15 protein-coding genes and 7 pseudogenes are annotated in these 18313 nt (G+C 34.8%); 11 read left to right on the top strand and 11 right to left on the bottom strand.

The genetic code is table 11. The annotated features are described in order from the left end of the window. Nucleotides 1-1119 carry an RIP metalloprotease RseP gene (gene rseP / locus NBW39_RS07815; protein WP_250295113.1) on the bottom strand — a complete coding sequence of 373 codons (1119 nt, stop codon included), beginning with the start codon at nt 1117-1119 and terminating at the stop codon, nt 1-3. Between the two features lie 99 nt (nt 1120-1218). On the opposite strand from rseP, the gene NBW39_RS07810 reads away from it, so the two are divergent. Then, a complete protein-coding gene (locus NBW39_RS07810) occupies nt 1219-1497 on the top strand; it encodes an FAD assembly factor SdhE (RefSeq protein ID WP_250295112.1) in 279 nt (92 codons plus the stop codon). On the opposite strand, the gene NBW39_RS07805 is transcribed toward NBW39_RS07810, so the two are convergent. The 3 genes from NBW39_RS07805 to NBW39_RS07795 form a co-directional block, all read right to left on the bottom strand. Further along, complete coding sequence (locus tag NBW39_RS07805; protein ID WP_250295111.1) at nt 1472-1798, bottom strand: cell division protein ZapA; 327 nt, start codon at nt 1796-1798, stop codon at nt 1472-1474. The two genes, NBW39_RS07810 and NBW39_RS07805, sit on opposite strands and share 26 nt — an antisense overlap. Before the next feature lie 72 nt (nt 1799-1870). Further along, the gene (locus NBW39_RS07800) at nt 1871-2149 is read right to left on the bottom strand and encodes an HU family DNA-binding protein (protein ID WP_010963035.1); all 279 of its coding nucleotides are present in this window, start codon (nt 2147-2149) and stop codon (nt 1871-1873) included. 29 nt (nt 2150-2178) lie between these two features. Continuing rightward, nucleotides 2179-3831 carry a 30S ribosomal protein S1 gene (locus tag NBW39_RS07795; RefSeq protein ID WP_250295110.1) on the bottom strand — a complete coding sequence of 551 codons (1653 nt, stop codon included), beginning with the start codon at nt 3829-3831 and terminating at the stop codon, nt 2179-2181. A 139-nt stretch (nt 3832-3970) separates the two neighbouring features. On the opposite strand from NBW39_RS07795, the pseudogene NBW39_RS07790 reads away from it, so the two are divergent. From NBW39_RS07790 to NBW39_RS07770, 5 genes and pseudogenes are all read left to right on the top strand, one after another. Further along, a pseudogene (locus tag NBW39_RS07790) lies at nt 3971-4342 on the top strand (class I SAM-dependent methyltransferase); the annotation flags it as partial. A 94-nt stretch (nt 4343-4436) separates the two neighbouring features. Continuing rightward, nucleotides 4437-5309 (top strand): IS982 family transposase, encoded by an 873-nt coding sequence (locus NBW39_RS07785; protein WP_250294632.1) that lies wholly within the window; start codon nt 4437-4439, stop codon nt 5307-5309. 326 nt (nt 5310-5635) lie between these two features. Continuing rightward, on the top strand, nt 5636-6235 hold the full coding sequence (locus tag NBW39_RS07780; protein ID WP_250295109.1) for a peroxiredoxin: 600 nt from the start codon (nt 5636-5638) through the stop codon (nt 6233-6235). Next, nucleotides 6222-7160, top strand: coding sequence for a thioredoxin-disulfide reductase (gene trxB, locus NBW39_RS07775; RefSeq protein ID WP_250295108.1), 939 nt, complete (start codon nt 6222-6224; stop codon nt 7158-7160). Before NBW39_RS07780 ends, trxB begins: the two co-directional genes overlap by 14 nt. 85 nt (nt 7161-7245) lie before the next feature. Next, nucleotides 7246-8757 carry an ankyrin repeat domain-containing protein gene (locus NBW39_RS07770; RefSeq protein ID WP_250295107.1) on the top strand — a complete coding sequence of 504 codons (1512 nt, stop codon included), beginning with the start codon at nt 7246-7248 and terminating at the stop codon, nt 8755-8757. Here NBW39_RS07770 and NBW39_RS07765 read toward each other — a convergent pair. The 4 genes and pseudogenes from NBW39_RS07765 to NBW39_RS07750 all read right to left on the bottom strand — a co-directional run. After that, nucleotides 8754-9674 (bottom strand): tyrosine recombinase XerC, encoded by a 921-nt coding sequence (locus NBW39_RS07765; RefSeq protein ID WP_250295106.1) that lies wholly within the window; start codon nt 9672-9674, stop codon nt 8754-8756. The two genes, NBW39_RS07770 and NBW39_RS07765, sit on opposite strands and share 4 nt — an antisense overlap. A gap of 2 nt (nt 9675-9676) precedes the next feature. After that, entirely contained in the window at nt 9677-11056 is a 1380-nt protein-coding gene (lpdA, locus tag NBW39_RS07760; protein WP_250295797.1) for a dihydrolipoyl dehydrogenase, read from the bottom strand. Continuing rightward, on the bottom strand, nt 11049-12158 hold the full coding sequence (locus NBW39_RS07755; RefSeq protein WP_250295105.1) for an outer membrane protein assembly factor BamB family protein: 1110 nt from the start codon (nt 12156-12158) through the stop codon (nt 11049-11051). Before NBW39_RS07755 ends, lpdA begins: the two co-directional genes overlap by 8 nt. A 144-nt stretch (nt 12159-12302) precedes the next feature. Continuing rightward, nucleotides 12303-12425, bottom strand: a pseudogene (locus NBW39_RS07750) (Rpn family recombination-promoting nuclease/putative transposase); the annotation flags it as partial. 182 nt (nt 12426-12607) lie between these two features. On the opposite strand from NBW39_RS07750, the pseudogene NBW39_RS09260 reads away from it, so the two are divergent. After that, nucleotides 12608-13723, top strand: a pseudogene (locus NBW39_RS09260) (IS3 family transposase). Nucleotides 13724-13989: 266 nt separating this feature from the next. On the opposite strand, the gene NBW39_RS07735 reads toward NBW39_RS09260, so the two are convergent. After that, on the bottom strand, nt 13990-14199 hold the full coding sequence (locus tag NBW39_RS07735; protein ID WP_250295102.1) for a helix-turn-helix domain-containing protein: 210 nt from the start codon (nt 14197-14199) through the stop codon (nt 13990-13992). A 94-nt stretch (nt 14200-14293) separates the two neighbouring features. Between NBW39_RS07735 and NBW39_RS07730 the strand changes: the two are divergent. Then, nucleotides 14294-15054 (top strand): annotated as a pseudogene (locus tag NBW39_RS07730) (IS982 family transposase); the annotation flags it as partial. Between the two features lie 216 nt (nt 15055-15270). Continuing rightward, nucleotides 15271-15558: pseudogene (locus NBW39_RS07725) on the top strand (IS110 family transposase); the annotation flags it as partial. A 49-nt stretch (nt 15559-15607) separates the two neighbouring features. Here NBW39_RS07725 and NBW39_RS07720 read toward each other — a convergent pair. Next, nucleotides 15608-16051: pseudogene (locus tag NBW39_RS07720) on the bottom strand (IS630 family transposase); the annotation flags it as partial. Nucleotides 16052-16145: 94 nt separating this feature from the next. On the opposite strand from NBW39_RS07720, the gene NBW39_RS07715 reads away from it, so the two are divergent. Beyond that, entirely contained in the window at nt 16146-17018 is an 873-nt protein-coding gene (locus NBW39_RS07715; RefSeq protein ID WP_250294632.1) for an IS982 family transposase, read from the top strand. A gap of 14 nt (nt 17019-17032) precedes the next feature. On the opposite strand, the pseudogene NBW39_RS07710 reads toward NBW39_RS07715, so the two are convergent. Beyond that, nucleotides 17033-17454 (bottom strand): annotated as a pseudogene (locus NBW39_RS07710) (IS630 transposase-related protein); the annotation flags it as partial. 265 nt (nt 17455-17719) lie between these two features. Between NBW39_RS07710 and NBW39_RS07705 the strand changes: the two are divergent. After that, nucleotides 17720-18157: a transposase gene (locus NBW39_RS07705; protein WP_250295100.1), complete on the top strand. Its 438-nt coding sequence runs from the start codon at nt 17720-17722 to the stop codon at nt 18155-18157. Nucleotides 18158-18313 lie beyond the last annotated feature (156 nt).

Here is an 18313-nt window from a genome sequence, read left to right as displayed (position 1 = left end):
TTAAAAAAGACTCCTAATATCATTCGAAATTGCAATTGCCATCAGCAAGAACAAAATGAAAGCACCAAAGGTAGCCTCATATTTTTGATATTTCAAACTTAAATCTCTACGTATAACTGCTTCTATAATATAACGAAATAAATGCCCACCATCCAGTAGCGGAATTGGTAGCAAGTTAATCGCAGCTAAATTAGCTGAAATAATTGCCATGAGATACACAACCATAATAAATCCTTTTTTGGCTGATTGCCCTGAATATTTTGCAATTTTTATTGGTCCACCTATTTCACTTGCACTTCTCTTACCAACGATAATTTGAAAGATAGCTTTGATCGTTAAGCACATAGTGTGGTAAGTTTCACTTACTGATAAGCTCACAGCCCCAAGAAAAGATGACTGCTTTAATGTATTGACTGAAATAATCCCTATAGTTTCTCTTTCTATTATGTTGCCAAAAACATCTCTACTCTCAATTGTCAATGGAGTCAGGCTAGTTCTACGCTCCTCATTATTTCTGCTATATTTAATTTCCATTCTCGTCTTGGGGTTCGACATTATCACACGTGAAATATCTTCAAAGTATTTTATTTTATGTTCATTGATTTGTGTAATAGTGTCACCTGGTAATAGGCCAGCTTGTTTGGCTGCACTTCCTTCAATTACATCCCTAATCACCGGTGGAGTGCGGTAATACCCTGCCGTACTAAAAAATATTGTAAAAGCTATAACAGCAAGTATCATATTTGCAAAAGGTCCTGCAAAAATCACTGCTGCTTTTTTATACCGCGGTTTTGTATGAAATGAATACAACTTTTCTTCTTCAGTTAATTCTTTTTGATCAGCTGGGACACTCGCTGCATTAGTATCCCCTAACATCTTAACATAACCACCCAATGGAACAGCGCTTAATTTCCATCTAGTTCCAGACTCATCGTTAAAACCAAAAATTTCAGGACCAAAACCTATAGAAAAAGATTCAACTTTAACTTTGCATACTTTGGCAACAACATAATGCCCATATTCATGCACGAATACTATGACAGAAATTATTAAAGAAAATGACAAAAAATAATATATTCCATCGCTAAATTGATGGATAAGATTAGAAATTAATTCCACCTGTATACTTAGATCTTAACAAAATGTTAAGTATATTAAAACGCGCCTCGCTTGACAAGTATTTAGTTTAACTTTTAAATTAAAAAAAGTTTAATTGTAATGACAGATACCTCACTACTCAGAAGAAAATTAATGTATAGAAGCTGGCATAGGGGTTGCAAAGAAACCGATATACTTTTAGGGCATTTCGCATTGAAATATCTTGATAAATTTTCCTTAAGCGAACTAATCGAATACGAAAAAATAGTTGATCTTGATGATTACGAATTATATTGTTACATAACTCGTAAGACAAACCTCCCTCCTGGCTTAAATAGTCAGATAGTCAATTTAATTGCTTGCTTTATTGAAGCTAATCCTTTATGCATTCAAGATTAGTGATAATCTTATTTACCTTATCTAGTACCTCAGTATATTCTATTCTTTTCTCGTTTCTATACTTTTCACGCTCTTGATTTGCTTCATCCAACCGCTTTGTTAATTCTAAAATTTTATCCTCAAGAATTAGTGCTGCAAGTAAGAAATTTAATGCATCCGAACCCTTACCTCCAGTTTTTTGAGATACAGAACCAACTAGCTTATCAAAACTATTAGCAAGGCGTAATAAATGGCTCTTCTTCCCACTTTCGCAAGATATTTTGTATGTGTTATTACGTATAACTATTTCTACTACTTGCATATGGTGCTAAAAATTTCTATCGTACAGTATAGACTCAAACCCCTACTTTCATCTTATTTATGGTATAAATTTTTATTCATTTATCAAATCAGATAATTTTTTACTGCTACGAAAATATGTTTTAAAGTATTGATTCTTTGTAAACTTCTGTAACATTAAATGGCTTGTTTCTTTCAAGTTATAACTTCTAACTGAAAAAGAACCAAACCCCCTAATTTCAACTCTATTATGATGTTTCAATGTGCTTGAAAGTATCCCAAAAAATCTATCAACTATAGCTGCTATAACAATCTTATCTAAAAAAGGATGTCTTTTTGCTACCCTCGCTATTATATCAGACTTTGTTGCCATTTATATGAAATCAAAATAAGTAAACCTTATCACTTAGCAGATAATACTATGTTATATTCTTCAACACCCAATACTTCAACTTCTATTTTTTCTGACATAGAGAACTTTTTATTTTCCGGTAAATGCTCTTGATCTATTAGAAGGGTTACATCGTTCTCAACTTCAACGACTAGTCCATTATCTTCTCTCTTACCTACAATAACCTGTATTTTATCGCCTACCTTAACTTTCTTTATCAGTTCTTCAAGAGGATCATACTCTATTTGTTTTATTCCAAGATAAATTCTTGCCCGATTCACGTTAGCCCTTATTACTTTTGCTTCTATTTTATCACCTACATTATACTTCTTTATCTCATCTGAACCATTTTTAGACCAACTTAAATCTTTCGCATATATTGTCCCTTCTACGTTCTCATCTATTTCAGAATCACTGAAAACAACAGATACATATGAGCCGGTATTATTCTTCACTTCACCAGAAACAATAGAACCAGGAGGATATTTATTGATAAATACTTGCCAAGGGTTGTCTACACACCTTTTCATGCTTAAACTCATCCTACTCTTAGCAATGTCAATACTGAGAATTTTTACATATACTTCTTGTCCCCTTGTCACAAGGCTACTAACTGGTAAATTGCTCTTAACCCAAGTTATTTCCGACGAGTGCACTAAACCTTCAATTCCAGGTCTAAGCTCAACAAACAATCCATAATCTTCTATACTTGTTACATGACCCTTATGCACACTATCAACCAGATACTTTGACTCTGCATCTTGCCAAGGGCTATCTTCTAGCTGCTTCACACCCAAGGAAATTTTAGCATTTTCCTTATCTATTTTTATAATTTTAACTTTTATAGTCTGGCCACAAGCAAAAACTGCAGATGGATGACTTACCCTACTCCAAGAGATATCTGTAATATGTAACAATCCATCTATAACTCCCACTACATCTGATTCATGAATGCCGACAAATACACCGTAATGAGTGATGCTTTTTATTTTTCCTTCTATTATATCGCCTTCATTTAAAGATTCTAAAAATTTAATTTTTTCACCAGCGTGCAATTTTTCTAACACCAGCTTTCTTGATACTACAATATTACCTTGCTTCTTATCCATTTTAAGCACGATGAACTTTTGTTCAGTTTCAATAAGGTGCTTCGCGTCTTTTACTTGCTTCAAATCCACATGACTCAGCGGTAAAAAAGCGCTTATTCCGTCACCAAGATCAACAATAAAGCCACATTTAATTGAGCGTTTAATAACTCCGCTTACTTCAGCCCTTGTAACTGTATCTTCTTCGAACTTATTCCATTTTTCGTCCCTAATTGCTTTTTCACGGCTAAGAACAACATTACCATGATAATCTTCAATTCTTTCCACATAAACTCTAATTTTCGAGCCAATAATGATCTCATCATTACAACCGAGTTCCTTGATCAGAATTCTCCCGTCAGACTTTAAACCAATATCAACTACAACGTCGTTAGGGTTTATTCTTGTAATTACACCTTCTACCACATCTCCTTCTTTAATTTTGTTAACAAAAGAATCTTCGAACAAGGCATTATCTTGATCCTCAAATTGGCCTTGACATATCTCTTCTATAAACTTGTTTGATGATAGCTTTCTGATAGTAATCGGCAAATTTACAGATGGATTATTATTATTCATACCTTTAACTTAAACTTTATTAGAACTCACATATTATATAATATTAACAATTATTGACAAGTAATTTTTCGTTAATTCATTTCGAGAATTGTTTAAGCTATATAAAATATAGTGAGAAAATTATATATGTATCAAGAATATGCTATTTAAGAATAGTAAGTGGATCAGATCGTTCTCCAGAAGGTCCAGGCTAAAACCGGATGTTGATGAAATATTGGAAAGATATTCTATTCAAAACAGCAAGGAATCTATAGAGAAGATTGTAAATTCACAAAAAAGAATATTGGTAGAAATAGGCTTTGGCAACGGTGAAAATATGCTTTACCAGGTGCTCAATGAACCTGATCTATTATTTATAGGATGTGAGCCCTACTTAAAGGGGGTTTCTCGCTTGCTAACAAACATAGAAATACAAAACATAAAAAACATTTTAATATGGACAGAAGATGCAAGAGAATTGATTGCAAATTTTCCTGACAACAGTGTTGAAAGATTCTTTATTCTCTTTCCAACCTCAGTTATGGATTAGAAAATAGATAAAAGTATAACTAAGAAGAGGGAAACAGGGTAAACTCGAGTATTTTAGTAATAATAAGAGGTTACACATGAAGAAAGATATTACAGAACTGTACTGTTGCGTCGAGGATTTTTGTCGTGCGGTAGATGATAATTTTGCAAATAGGTTCTTATCAAACGGCAAAAAACCAACCAGAGTACCAGAAATAGCGCACTCAGAAATTCTAACCATAATCCTATTATACCATAAATCACCATGTAAAAACTTCAAGGCTTTTTATCTTTGTTATCTTCAGTTATTCTATAGATCAGAGTTTTCAAAGCTGCCTTCATATCACAGATTTATTGCCTTAAAGCCGCGAGTTTTGTGGTATTTAGCATTACTTTTGCAATGGTTTTGTGAACAAGCAAAAATGACCGGGATTTCCTACATAGATTCTACTTCAATAGCAGTATGCCATCGAAAAAGAATCTCAAGAAATAAGGTTTTCAAAGGATTAGCAGAGTTAGGAAAGAATACTTACGGCTGGTTTTTTGGTTTTAAATTACATGTAGTAATCAATGAAATAGGTGAAATTCAAGGTGTTACGCTAACCAGAGGTAACGTCGATGACAGAAAACCTGTACCAACTCTAACCAAAAAACTAACTGGACTTTTGTTTGGAGATAAGGGCTATATAAAGAAAGAGCTCTTTGAGAAACTATTCGATAGAGGTCTAAAACTCGTCACTAAAGTGAAAAAAGGTATGAAAAATGCACTGATTTCGCTGAAAGAGAAGATTTTACTAGGGAAAAGATCGATTGTTGAAACGGTTTTTGGCTGCCTAAAAAACAAATTTGAACTTGAGCACACTCGGCATAGATCCACAGTAAATTTCTTGGTACATATTTTTTCTACCCTCATTTCTTATTCAATGCAATCGAAAAAGCCCTGTATTTCTCAGCTTTACTTCGTTGGTTAATCCATAACTGGGGTCATAGGGGCTTGCATGACACCATTCTTTTTTCTGGATCCAAGTAGTCAGGGCACTGGGATGACACCCTGACAATCGTCATCCCGCTACATGTTAGTGGGATTATGCTAAGAGATACCGCGGCGGTATGACGGTTCATGGTGGAATGACGTAGAATTTTATACTCACCAACTCAGTGTCCAATCTGGATTGTATCTTATCGGTAAAAAAGAAGAGCTATTTTAGGAAGTTTTTATAGGGCTAAAACTAAAGAAAACTTGCATATAAATTCATCAAGTGTAAAATTAGAGTTGTTTTAAAAGAATAGGTCAATTATGAATCTTGTAACAAAATCTGCTATCGATTTTACTGCTCCAGCTGTTCTCTCCGGCGGAGAAATTGTTGATGATTTCTGTCTGAGTGAGCGCATAAAAAATAAGTATGCTGTCCTTTTTTTCTATCCACTTGATTTTACCTTTGTCTGTCCAACTGAGTTGATATCATTTAGTAATAAAATAGAGGATTTTTCAAAACGTGGTGTTGAAGTTATAGGAGTAAGTGTAGATTCAAAATTTTCACATTATAAATGGCGAAACACTCCAGTTAATGATGGTGGTATTGGAGAGATTAGCTACACTTTAGTGTCTGATATCAAAAAGTCTATATCAAGAGACTATGGGGTCTTATATGATGACTCAATTGCGCTGAGAGCAACTTTCGTTATTGATGATAAATTTATTGTACGTCATCAATCGATAAATGATTTGCCTTTAGGGCGTAATATCGATGAATTCATTAGAATCGTTGATGCAATTAAACATAATGAAGAGCATGGTGAAGTATGTCCAGCAGGGTGGAAAAAAGGTAAGCCAGCAATGCAGGCAAGCGATGAAGGAGTAGCTGATTATCTAAACTCATACAGTGAAGAATTATAAATTTAGTACAAAAGTTCTTATTATTGGATCTGGGGCAGCAGGTTATGCTGCTGCTATATATGCAGCACGTGCAAACTTAGATCCAATTGTAGTAACGGGAATGCAGCCTGGTGGTCAGCTTACAATTACTACAGATGTTGAAAACTATCCTGGTTTTGTTTCAATACAGGGTCCAGAACTAATGGAGCAAATGAGGTTGCATGCAGAAAAGGTTGGAGCAAAAATAATAGATGATGAGATAAAAAGCGTTGAACAACTTGAGGATTCTAATGAGTATAGGTTTAGATCTTCTGGTAATACCAATGACTACTACTCGAATGCAATTATAATTGCATCTGGTGCGCAAGCAAAATGGCTTGGTCTCAAGAGTGAAAAGGAATTTCAAGGTTACGGAGTTTCAGCTTGTGCAACTTGTGATGGTGCATTTTTTAGAAATAAAGTTGTAGCCGTGATTGGTGGTGGAAATACCGCTGTTGAAGAAGCAATATTTTTAACTCGATTTGCCAAAGAAGTGATATTAATACACAGGCGTGATAAATTAAGAGCGGAAAAAGTAATGCAAGATAGACTCTTTAAAAATGATAAAATAAAAGTAATGTGGAACCATACCGTAGAGCAGATTCTTGGAGAAGAAAATCCGAAAAAAGTTACTGGTATTATAGTTAAATCAACGGAAGCTCAAGAATTGAAAGTGGATGGAGTGTTTATTGCAATCGGACACGCACCAAATACGGGTATTTTTAAAGGCTTTGTTGAAATGGATGAGCAGGGTTACATCATTACAAAACCTGGAACAACTTTAACTAGTAAAGCAGGGGTATTTGCTGCAGGTGATGTTCAAGATAAGGTATATCGCCAGGCAGTAGTTGCCGCAGGAACAGGGTGCATGGCTGCACTTGATGCAGAGAAGTTTTTAGAGTCGTAATTAATTCTAGGATTTTGAATAAATCGCTTGCAATTTTCCTTTTCTTTTACATAATTATATTAGTAAATTATTAGATAGGTTTAGTATGTCTTGGGAAAGAAGTAGAGTAGGTATGACTGGATCAGAAAGAACCCAAGAGTCACTTAATACGCCAACACAAAAGTTATTTAAGGCTATTGATGATGAAAACCTAGAAGGTTTTAAACAAGCTCTGGCAGAGGGTGCGGATGTTAATGCGTTTGATAAAGAAGGCATGACACCTTTGGTGTCCATAGTTACTAATTTGTCTGCAGGCTTTAAAAAAGAATATCAGAATATGATTAGGTTACTTCTACTGCACCAGAGAATAGATGTTAATATTTGTGAAAAAAGTAATGACGATACAGCTTTACACCTAGCAATGTGCTTTCAACAAAAGAAAACGTTACAACTTTTGCTTAGTCACCCAAACATAAACACTAATATAACCAATAAGAAAAATCAAAGTCCTAGTGAGTGTGCTAGGCAAAATCGTGCTGAACATTTGATAATAGAAATACAAAAAGCACGAAAAGGAAAAGAATTATTAGCTGCTCTTTCTAGTGGAAACATTTACCAAGCGGAAACACTATTGAATCAAGAGCTTAATCCTAATTGCTGGAGAAGAACCCAAGATGGAAGAATAAAAACACCACTTAGCTTAATTATCGAATCGTGTTTACGAGGAATAATAGGAGATAACGAAGAAGTATTGACTAAACTTTTAAAACATAAAGACCTAGATTTTAGTCAAATAAAGCCAATACAAGCTATAGAGCGAAATCCATGGGTGAAGAAAATAATTGAACAAGCTATTACAGAGCGATTAACCGATGCTATTAATAAAAAAGATTTAGATGATGTAAAAAAATTAGTAGAAGATAATTGTTTCATAAATCGTGCAATTGTTACTGCTGCGTTGAGGGATGTTGATAATCCAATCGAATCTATTACAAATTATTTAAATGAGAAATTTCCTGCAAATACGAATAATATACCAAAAGATTTTGAGGGGTTTGTAAAAGAACTTGTAGAAGAACTTGAAAAAACAAAAACTCAACTTAAAGAAAAAGAGCAAGAGCTAACGAATAAAACTAGCAAAATTTCACAGTTAGAAAGAGATTTGAAACAAGTAAAACAAGAAAAATTAAGTCAACAAACGAAGATTAATGATCTAAATGATGAAGTAACTCGACTTAATAGAATTGTGTATGGAAGAGCAAGTGACACTGTCGAAATTTCACAATTAAAAAGAGATTTGAAACAAGTAAGGGAAGAAAGAGATAGGCTTTCATCAGAAATCCGTACTAAAAGTCTGAGTAATAAAAACGAAAAATCCTCACAAGCAATTTCCCCTGGTAAAAAACAAAGCAACTATGCTTATGCATTTTTTATATTATCTGGAGCATTGACTGGTTGTGTAGGTTTAGCAATTTTATACGATTATCTAGTAATAGGTGCTTGTCTTACAGCAGTTGCACTGGTTCTTTTTTTAGTAGGATGTCATAGTTTATATAAAGCAAACACAATACTTAGTGATGTTGAAAGCACTCAGCTTGGTGGTTTAGAACGAAGTTAAAGTTTTGACTTCTTCTCCAAACTCTGTTGGAAATTCTTATACATATTAAAAACATCTTGATAATTGAGGTGAGTGTAAACTTGAGTGGTCTCAAGACTCGAATGACCAAGCAGTTGTTGTATTGATCTTATGTCAATATCTTCCTGAAGCAAATGAGTAGCAAAACTATGACGAAATGCATGTGGAGATAAAATTTCTGGTAAATTTAACATTCTCCTTATTTTCTGCAAACGATTGGCCACATAAGTTCTTCCCAATTTTTTTCCCCTTACTCCCACAAAGAGATATTGTGCTTCATCAAGGTAAGGACAAGCTTTTACATATTCCTGTATACATTTTTTTACTACCGGAAGAATGAATACCTGCCTTTGTTTATCTCCCTTACCTGTTACTATTAAACTTTCATTGTTAATATCACTAACCCTAAGGTTCAACGCTTCACTGATTCTTAAGCCTGTACCATATAGCAGGACGATAATCGCAATTTCTCTTTTTATCACCCAAGGTTCACCCAAGTCAGATAATTTCATTTCTTTCACCAAAGTTTTTATATCAGGTATTGATAATGCTTTGGGCAGAGTTCTTCTCTGAATCGGCCTTGACAAGGAAAATACAGCTTCATTGTCTATATTGTAGTTGCTTTTTATGTACTTGAAAAAATTTCTGATTACTGAGAGTGCTCGAGTGTTAGATCTTGCATTTACACCTCTTGCGTAACGAGAGGTAAGCCAACTTCTTAACTCAGGTACGCTCAATTTTTCCAAAGTGCCAACATTCACTTCTCCACCAATGTGAGTATTTAGGAAACTTATAAGATCCTTCAAGTCCCTCATGTATGACTCTAAAGTGTTTGGTGAATAAAATCTGTTGCACCTCAGCCACTCATACCATTTTTCAATGATTGAACCGAGGTCCACAATTATTTTTTAAAGAAAGCATCAATGCATGCGTCGCGGAAGGCTTCATTTATATCAGGGTGAGAGTGACAAATTCTGTATATATCCTCTGCTGCTGCGCCATATGCCATTGCAACCGCTGCTTCGTTGATTAGCGTATCAGCGTATGCTCCTATGATATGCACACCTAGTATTGTATCTGCTCTGCTACAAGTCAGCACTTTCACGAATCCTTCAGCATCATCAGTGATTTTTGCTCTGCCGTTTGCAGCAAATTGACATTTACCAACTTTGTACTTATGGCCAGCATTTTTGAGTTCCTCTTCGGTTTTACCGATCGAAGAAACCGCAGGGTGAGTGTAAATGACAGATGGTATAATTTTATAATCAACGTGAGGTAATTGTCCTGCTATTATTTCCGCAACTGCAACTCCCTCTTCCTCTGCTTTATGAGCAAGCATTGCTCCACCGATCACGTCACCAATAGCAAATATCCCTTTCACATTAGTTTCATATCTATTGTTAACTTGAACGAAACCACGACTGTCTTTCTCTATTTTTCCATCGATACCAAGACTCTCAGTGCATGGTTTGCGCCCTACTGCAACCAGCACCTTATCCGCCTCTATAACGTTTGTTTGGTTATCTTGAGCAGAGCAAACTTCCACACTCAAAGAATTATTATTTTGTTTTATCTCCTCAACTTTAGTGCTGAGTAAAAATTTTACTCCTTGTTTTTGTAGACTAGAAAGTAGAGACTTACTTAATTCTCCATCCATTGCTGCAGCGATTCTGTCAAAAAATTCTACTACAGTGACTTCAGACCCTAGCCTCCTCCATACAGAAGACATTTCAAGTCCTATTGCCCCGGCCCCGATTACGACAAGTTTTTTTGGTACTTCAGTTAAAGATAATGCACCAGTAGACGAAATAATGTCTTTCTCATCGATATTAATTCCTGGCAGAGAGCTAACATCAGAACCAGTTGCAATTACTATATTTTTTGTCTTCAGCACCTTACCTTCAACTGAAATTTCAAGATTACCTTGGTCAAAAGAAGCAAGCCCATTGATTTTAGTGATTTTGTGAAGGTTAAATAGATATTCTATTCCTTGCCCCAATTCTTTAACTCTGGCATCCTTATAGCCTAGCATTTCTTTTAAATCGAAACTTGCATCCTTAATTTTTATGCCAAGCTTCGACAGATCATCTTTCGTGTGAGCATACTGATAGGAAGAATGAAGTAGTGCTTTGGAGGGTATGCACCCAACTCTGAGGCATGTACCACCAAAAATGCTATTTTTATCTATACAGGCAACTTTCAATCCAAGTTTTGCAGCAGCGATAGCGCACTTATAGCCGCCTGGACCACCACCTATAACAATCAGGTCATAATCAATCATAAAGAACAAACCTATTTTCTAAAGAATAAACACCATTTCCCTCAGTTGTTACATATATTTTATCGCGAGTAAACACCAGAGTGTGAAACACATTACCAGGTACTTTGATTACCTTTCCTGCACTTTCAGATCGCGGAAAAGCAATAATTGAACCTTTATTGCTCGTTACCCACAATGTATGTGCATGCATAATTGGAGCAAATAATTGCGTATTTTCTATTAAATCAGATGTCCAGACTGTTTCTCCATTTTTTATATCCAGGCCAATTATTTTATCGTCTTTAGTAACTATAAAAATTCTTCCGCCTTCTTTTTGCTCCTTTGGAGGAATAAGAGGACTATAATATGACTCAATGTCTGATACACTTTTTACTTGCAGTGACTTTGACCATAAAATATTCCCTGATTTTACGTCAATACCATAAACATAAGAATTGTTTGTAGTTATTAAAGTATCGCCAAGCACTCTCGGTGTAGTAGTTACATCTGTGAGCTGTGTATCCAAAAAGTTTGTAGCCAATTTTTGGCTCCACAATTTTTTACCGTCTTCATTAAAAGCTATTAACTCACCATTTGAAAATGGCGCTATTATTTTATCGTTAGAAATTGCTGGCGATATGGAATACCAACCTCGAACCTCATTGATACCGTTTTGATAAGTCCAAACGGAGCTGCCATCTTTTATATCAAACACGTACAGATAATTATCAATAGTCAATACTACCAATTTATTATTTATTACTGCTGCTTTCCCTCTTACTGGAGCTCTCAATTCTTTTTCCCACTCAATCTTGCCAGTTTTTGCGTCTATTGCGTGTAAAGTGTTATCCACTATAAAGAAAACATTTTTTTCATAATGCGATAGGCTCATGTTACCAATTTTTTTCCTATATGAGAGGTGTAATTTCCAATTCATAGCCTTTGAGTTATCAACATCAAAGGAATATAAAGCGCCGTGCTTGTCTGATAAAATAACGCTATCTTCTGTAAGCACTGGAGCTACATATCCTTGAGATAGTTTTTTATCCACTAGACTTATTCGCTCGCTTGCCATTGTGTAACTGCTGCACAATAACATTATCATGACAATTATTACTTTCATTATTTATTGAAAACAAGATTCATTAATATACATCTTAAGAACCTTAATTACAACGGAAATGTTCTTGCTGCATGTTAAAAACGTTGATTTATGAACGAAATATTATATTATTATGTGAGATAATGCATACTCTTAGAGGTAATGGTCAGGTAAGGAAGTAGTATTACTACTACTCCCTCCCTTAGAAACGCAGCATGCAGGTTTCCCCACACTACGCTTGAGCCCCTTATCTAAGTTCTTCTTTTCTCGAACCGGCTTGTCTTTCATAAATCCTCAGAATACATCAACTTTAGTGGTGACACTAACAGTAGAGAACCTTCTCTTGAAAAGGAGCTTGCTAACATTCTTGTTCGTTTCACTCTTTCATCAAAATGACCTTACCCAGAAAAAGTAGAGAGGAAGTTAAGCCATTTTTGAGGTAAAATAAAACATGATCATGAGGGCTTATTATGGTAAAGAACAGAAAGAATTACACAGTGGAATTTAAATTAGAGGCAATAAAGTTGGTAAAGGAAACGGGGCAGTCAGCAAGCAAAATAGCTAAAGATTTAGGAATAGATAACAGTACACTAAGTGACTGGATAAAAAAATATAACGAAAAAGGATCAATAGAAGAAGCATTTCCTGGTAAGGGAAAGTTGGCACCATGTGATAAGAAAAGTTTGAATTAAAGAAAGAACTAACAAGAGTTACTAGAGAAAGAGACATTTTAAAAAAAGCCCTGGGCAAGTCACAAAGAGTAAAATATTTATTTATCAAAAAGCATAGAAACTACTATAAAGTACAGGAGTTATGCAGGATTTTCTGCTAGCGGCTACTACAAATGGACTAGTAAGAAGAAAAGCAGCAAAGAATCAACAAGGGAGCAGTTTCTAGCAGATATTCAAAAAATATACCAAGCATCTAATTGTAGATATGGTGCACCTAAAATTCATGCTGAACTAAAGGCTTTAGGTAAAAATTGCAACATCAAAACAGTGCAGGATGTCATGCAAAAAAATGGCATTCAAGCTAGACTGAGGCGAAGATTCAAAAGCAAAAAACAGCAGACTGACAATAGCTCCCAATATATTGGACCAAAACTTTACTACTAGTCAGCCAAACAAAGTATGGGTAACTGATATTACATACATAAAAACTAAGGATGGTTGGCTATATTTGGCAGCAATAATTGATCTATATTCACGTATGGTAGTTAATGAGTAGTACAATAACTAAGCATAGATGCTTTATTGATGGCTGTTGATAAGCGCAAACCAGCCAAAGATCTGCTATTTCATAGTGATCAAGGTTCACAATATACCTCTAAAAATTATCAATTTTTACTGAATACAAAAAGTATTATTTCTAGCATGAGTCACAAAGGTTGTTGTTACGATAATGCTGTTTCGGAGAGCTTTTTTAGTTCACTAAAGAGGGAATTACTCATTGATACCTCACAACACTCCGCACAACAAGCTAGAACCGCAATATTTGAATACATAGAAATTTTTTATAACAAACAACGTAGACATTCTACTATTAACTATTGCATTCCTGAAAAATTTGATTCATCATTTTCATAATGAAAATGGCTTAACTTCCTCTCTACTTTTTCTGGGTAAGGTCAGTGGTGATTCAACTTTGTGTGACAATAGTAGCTTCGATCCTTCTTGAATTAAAGTGCTGATTGTTTTCATTATTCCAAAAATATGTTCCTTTCAGCCAAGAATAGCAATTCCAGTTTAGGGTAGCTGCACTAAATCCCAGTGTCAAGCACACATTTGTACGGATATTGCAATTTGCAGGTTCAAGTAGCTGACACTGGTTCACCTTATGCATATTGATACTCCTATAAAAAATTTGGGTTGTTGAGTTTACCGTTTTTAAAATCCACTAGAATTCTAACAGTTTCTGGTTTATCTTCAAATAAGTATTTGCCTCTGGTTTTACTATCATCTTTTTGTATTGTAATTTGACCATTATTGATTCTATCGTAAAGCCAATGAGTAGTAACTTTGAGGATTTTTGCAATTTGTGGAACAGTAAGGTAGCCAGGCACTTTAAACCCCAGTTGCGGATTAGAAGTCAGTGAAAAAGATAGGAAAATAGGGTAAACTCCGGAAACATATTATCAAAAAATAGAGAGGTTACCCATGAATAAAAATGTAACAGAATTATTTTGCTTTGTAGACGATTTTTGCAAGGCTATAAACAAAAATTTCGCAGAAAAACTCCTGCCAAACAGTAAAAAACCTACCAGAACGGCAGAGATTACGCATTCTGAAATTCTTACTATAATTTTACTTTATCAACAATCTAGATGTGAGGACTTTAAATCTTTCTATACATATTATTTGAAAGCACTATATGGATCTGAGTTTCAAAATTTGCCAACATATAGTAGATTTATTAGGCTAAAACCGAGGGTTTTATGGTATTTAGTGCTCTTGTTAAAGTGAGCAGTCAAAAGTGACCGGAATTTCGTACATAGATGCAACGTCTATCGCTGTTTGCCATCCAAAAAGAATCTCAAGAAACAAAGTTTTCAAAGGATTGGCGGAGCTTGGAAAGACTACATACGGCTGGTTTTTTGGTTTCAAATTGCATATGGTAATCAATGAAACTGGCGAAATTCAAGGAGTTACACTGACTAAAGGTAACGTTGACGACAGAAAACCAGTACCAAAATTAACTGAAAAACTGACCGGTCTTTTGTTTGGTGATAAGGGCTATATAAAGAAAGAGCTCTTTGCAAAACTCTTCGATAGAGCTCGTTACCAAAGTAAAAAAAGGTATGAAAAACACATTAATGCTGCTTGAAGAAAAGATTTTTTTAGGAAAAAGGTCGATTATTGAAACAGTTTTTGGCTACCTAAAAGACAGACTTGAGCTTGAGCATTCGAGGCATAGATCTTATATGTTGAAATTAAGTCTTTATAAGTATTAAGAAGTAGTAATATAAAGATGTATAGAGAAGAGGAACCGCCATAGATCTTGGTCATAAGGACCGTATTGGAGCAAGGTTCTCTTCTCTTAGGTTTTATACTGAAAGTTCCGAACAACTGATTGAGCTTTTAGGCTCGTATATAAGACTGGAAAATGCAGTATATGTTATTATTACGGAGGAATTATGAATTCATCAAACATTATTGCTGGCATTGATGTTAGCAAAAGTAAATTAGATATCCACATTCACCCATTTGGACATTATAAAACGTTTGAAAACAGTATACAAGCCATCGATAAAACACTAGACTTTTTACGTTTGCATAATGTAACCAAAGTTGGTCTTGAGGCAACCGGCGGATACGAAAAATTATGCGCATATACTTTACTAAGCAATGGTTTTGAGGTGTACGTCATTCAACCTAGATGGGTTAGAGACTATGCTAAAAGCCTTGGTATTACTACAAAAACTAGACTGCAGCACGTTATATTATAGCACTTCTCATAATAATCCGAACAGATCATAGAAAGGCAGAATCAACAGCATGACGAAAAGACTTGAATAGAGGAATGTTTTTCCTGACTCTGTTTTTTATAGCAAACCAATGATGTTCAATTTTGTTAAAATCTGGAGAATACGGTGGCAGATACAAAATTTCTGCACCAATCCCTTTAGCAAGCTTAATGATCTTATCAGACTTATGAAAAGTAGCATTGTCAAGAATGACAGTTTGTCCAGGTTCCAAGGTCGGTATCAAAAATTGCTCAAACCATCCATTAAAAATATCCATATTACAGTGGCCTTCAAAGGTTAATGGAGCAACTATTTTTCTTTCACTTAAAGCTGCAATCATACTGATTCGTTGAGTTTTCTTCCCAGATTTTAGGGCATAAAACCGCTGTCCCTTCTGACAATATCCATAGGGGTAGTCTTCAGTGTTGTCAATGCCAGACTCATCTATATAACCTCAGTTATGGATTAGAAAATAGATAAAAGTATAACTAAGAAGAGGGAAACAGGGTAAACTCGAGTATTTTAGTAATAATAAGAGGTTACCCATGAAGAAAGATATTACAGAACTGTACTGTTGCGTCGAGGATTTTTGTCGTGCGGTAGATGATAATTTTGCAAATAGGTTCTTATCAAACGGCAAAAAACCAACCAGAGTACCAGAAATAGCGCACTCAGAAATTCTAACCATAATCCTATTATACCATAAATCACCATGTAAAAACTTCAAGGCTTTTTATCTTTGTTATCTTCAGTTATTCTATAGATCAGAGTTTTCAAAGCTGCCTTCATATCACAGATTTATTGCCTTAAAGCCGCGAGTTTTGTGGTATTTAGCATTACTTTTGCAATGGTTTTGTGAACAAGCAAAAATGACCGGGATTTCCTACATAGATTCTACTTCAATAGCAGTATGCCATCGAAAAAGAATCTCAAGAAATAAGGTTTTCAAAGGATTAGCAGAGTTAGGAAAGAATACTTACGGCTGGTTTTTTGGTTTTAAATTACATGTAGTAATCAATGAAATAGGTGAAATTCAAGGTGTTACGCTAACCAGAGGTAACGTCGATGACAGAAAACCTGTACCAACTCTAACCAAAAAACTAACTGGACTTTTGTTTGGAGATAAGGGCTATATAAAGAAAGAGCTCTTTGAGAAACTATTCGATAGAGGTCTAAAACTCGTCACTAAAGTGAAAAAAGGTATGAAAAATGCACTGATTTCGCTGAAAGAGAAGATTTTACTAGGGAAAAGATCGATTGTTGAAACGGTTTTTGGCTGCCTAAAAAACAAATTTGAACTTGAGCACACTCGGCATAGATCCACAGTAAATTTCTTGGTACATATTTTTTCTACCCTCATTTCTTATTCAATGCAATCGAAAAAGCCCTGTATTTCTCAGCTTTACTTCGTTGGTTAATCCATAACTGGGGTTATATACACTAAGTTTTTAGGTTCTTTTGTTGCTATAATTTTCAAGAATTTAGCACGTTTTTCTTCGCTTCTTTCCTTGTACCCATAGGTCTTTTTTTGCGTGTAAATCCAATTTTTTTCAGGGCTCGGTGGATAGTTTGGATACTAACGTTGCTCCAAAGTTTAGCCATTTCCAATAGAGTCTTTCCTCCGTTTTCTCTGGCAAATTTAGCAAAGGCATCCCAGTCGGTAATTTTGTGATTGTAACCTCCATTTCCAAGTTTTTTTGATTGAAAGTCACCTGTTTCTTTTCTTCTTTGCTGCCACTCCCACAAAGTAGTTCGTCCAATTTTAAATCTTGCTGCCACTGTTTCTCTGCTTTCTCCCTCGTCTAGAGCTTCCATTGCTTTTTTCCTTAAGTCATAACTATATGCTGCTGGCATACCTACCTTCACTACTACAAATCCTTATTTTACCTTATTTGGACTATTATGAAAAGTACTATAATAACACAGATATGCGTGCTACTCCCTTAACAGTTGGTAATAGTAATATTGATTGCTTGAAACAAAAATTATCTCGTAGAAACCAGCTAGTAGAAATAGCAAAAATACAAAAAACCAACAGGTAACTGATACATCTATAATCAAGCAGATAGAAGATCTTCTTGCAATTTTACACAATCAAATAAAAACTTTAGAAGATGAAATGATTACATTTATCGATCAAAACCAAGACCTTGCAAAAAAATACATATCAATAACCAGTATACCAGGTATAAGTAAAATCACAGCCCTAACTTTGATCTGCTATTTACCTGAACTTGGAACTCTTCAAGAAAAACAAATATCTAGCCTTGTCGGACTTGCGCCTTTTAATCGAGATAGTGGTTTTAGTAGAGGAAAAAGGTGCATTCAGGGAGGTAGATCACAAATCAGGAAAGTTTTACACATGTGTATTCTCAGTGCACAAAAAGTTAATTCTTATATCAAACCTTTCTTTACTAGATTATATAATCAATATAAAAAGCCATATAAAATTGCTTCCACTGCTGCTATGAGGAAATTGCTTATTCTTGCTAACTCTTTAGTCAGAGATGACAGGGTTTTTACTGAGGAATATAGTCCTAAGACTGCTTCTATATAGTAATAGCGTAGCTGTGAATAAGTACGCCCACACAAATCTTAAGTACTTATTCACAGCTACATCAATTTTCCTATTGACTTTTAACACAACTGCTCCAATAAATTTTTTGGTGCACATCTTTTCTACATTAGTTTCATATTCCATGAAGCCTGGAGA

Origin of the sequence: Wolbachia endosymbiont of Oedothorax gibbosus, assembly GCF_936270435.1 — a bacterium.
GTDB lineage: Bacteria > Pseudomonadota > Alphaproteobacteria > Rickettsiales > Anaplasmataceae > Wolbachia.
The sequence above is the reverse complement of the archived record's forward strand: the minus strand, read 5'-3'. Positions and strand labels throughout refer to the sequence as shown.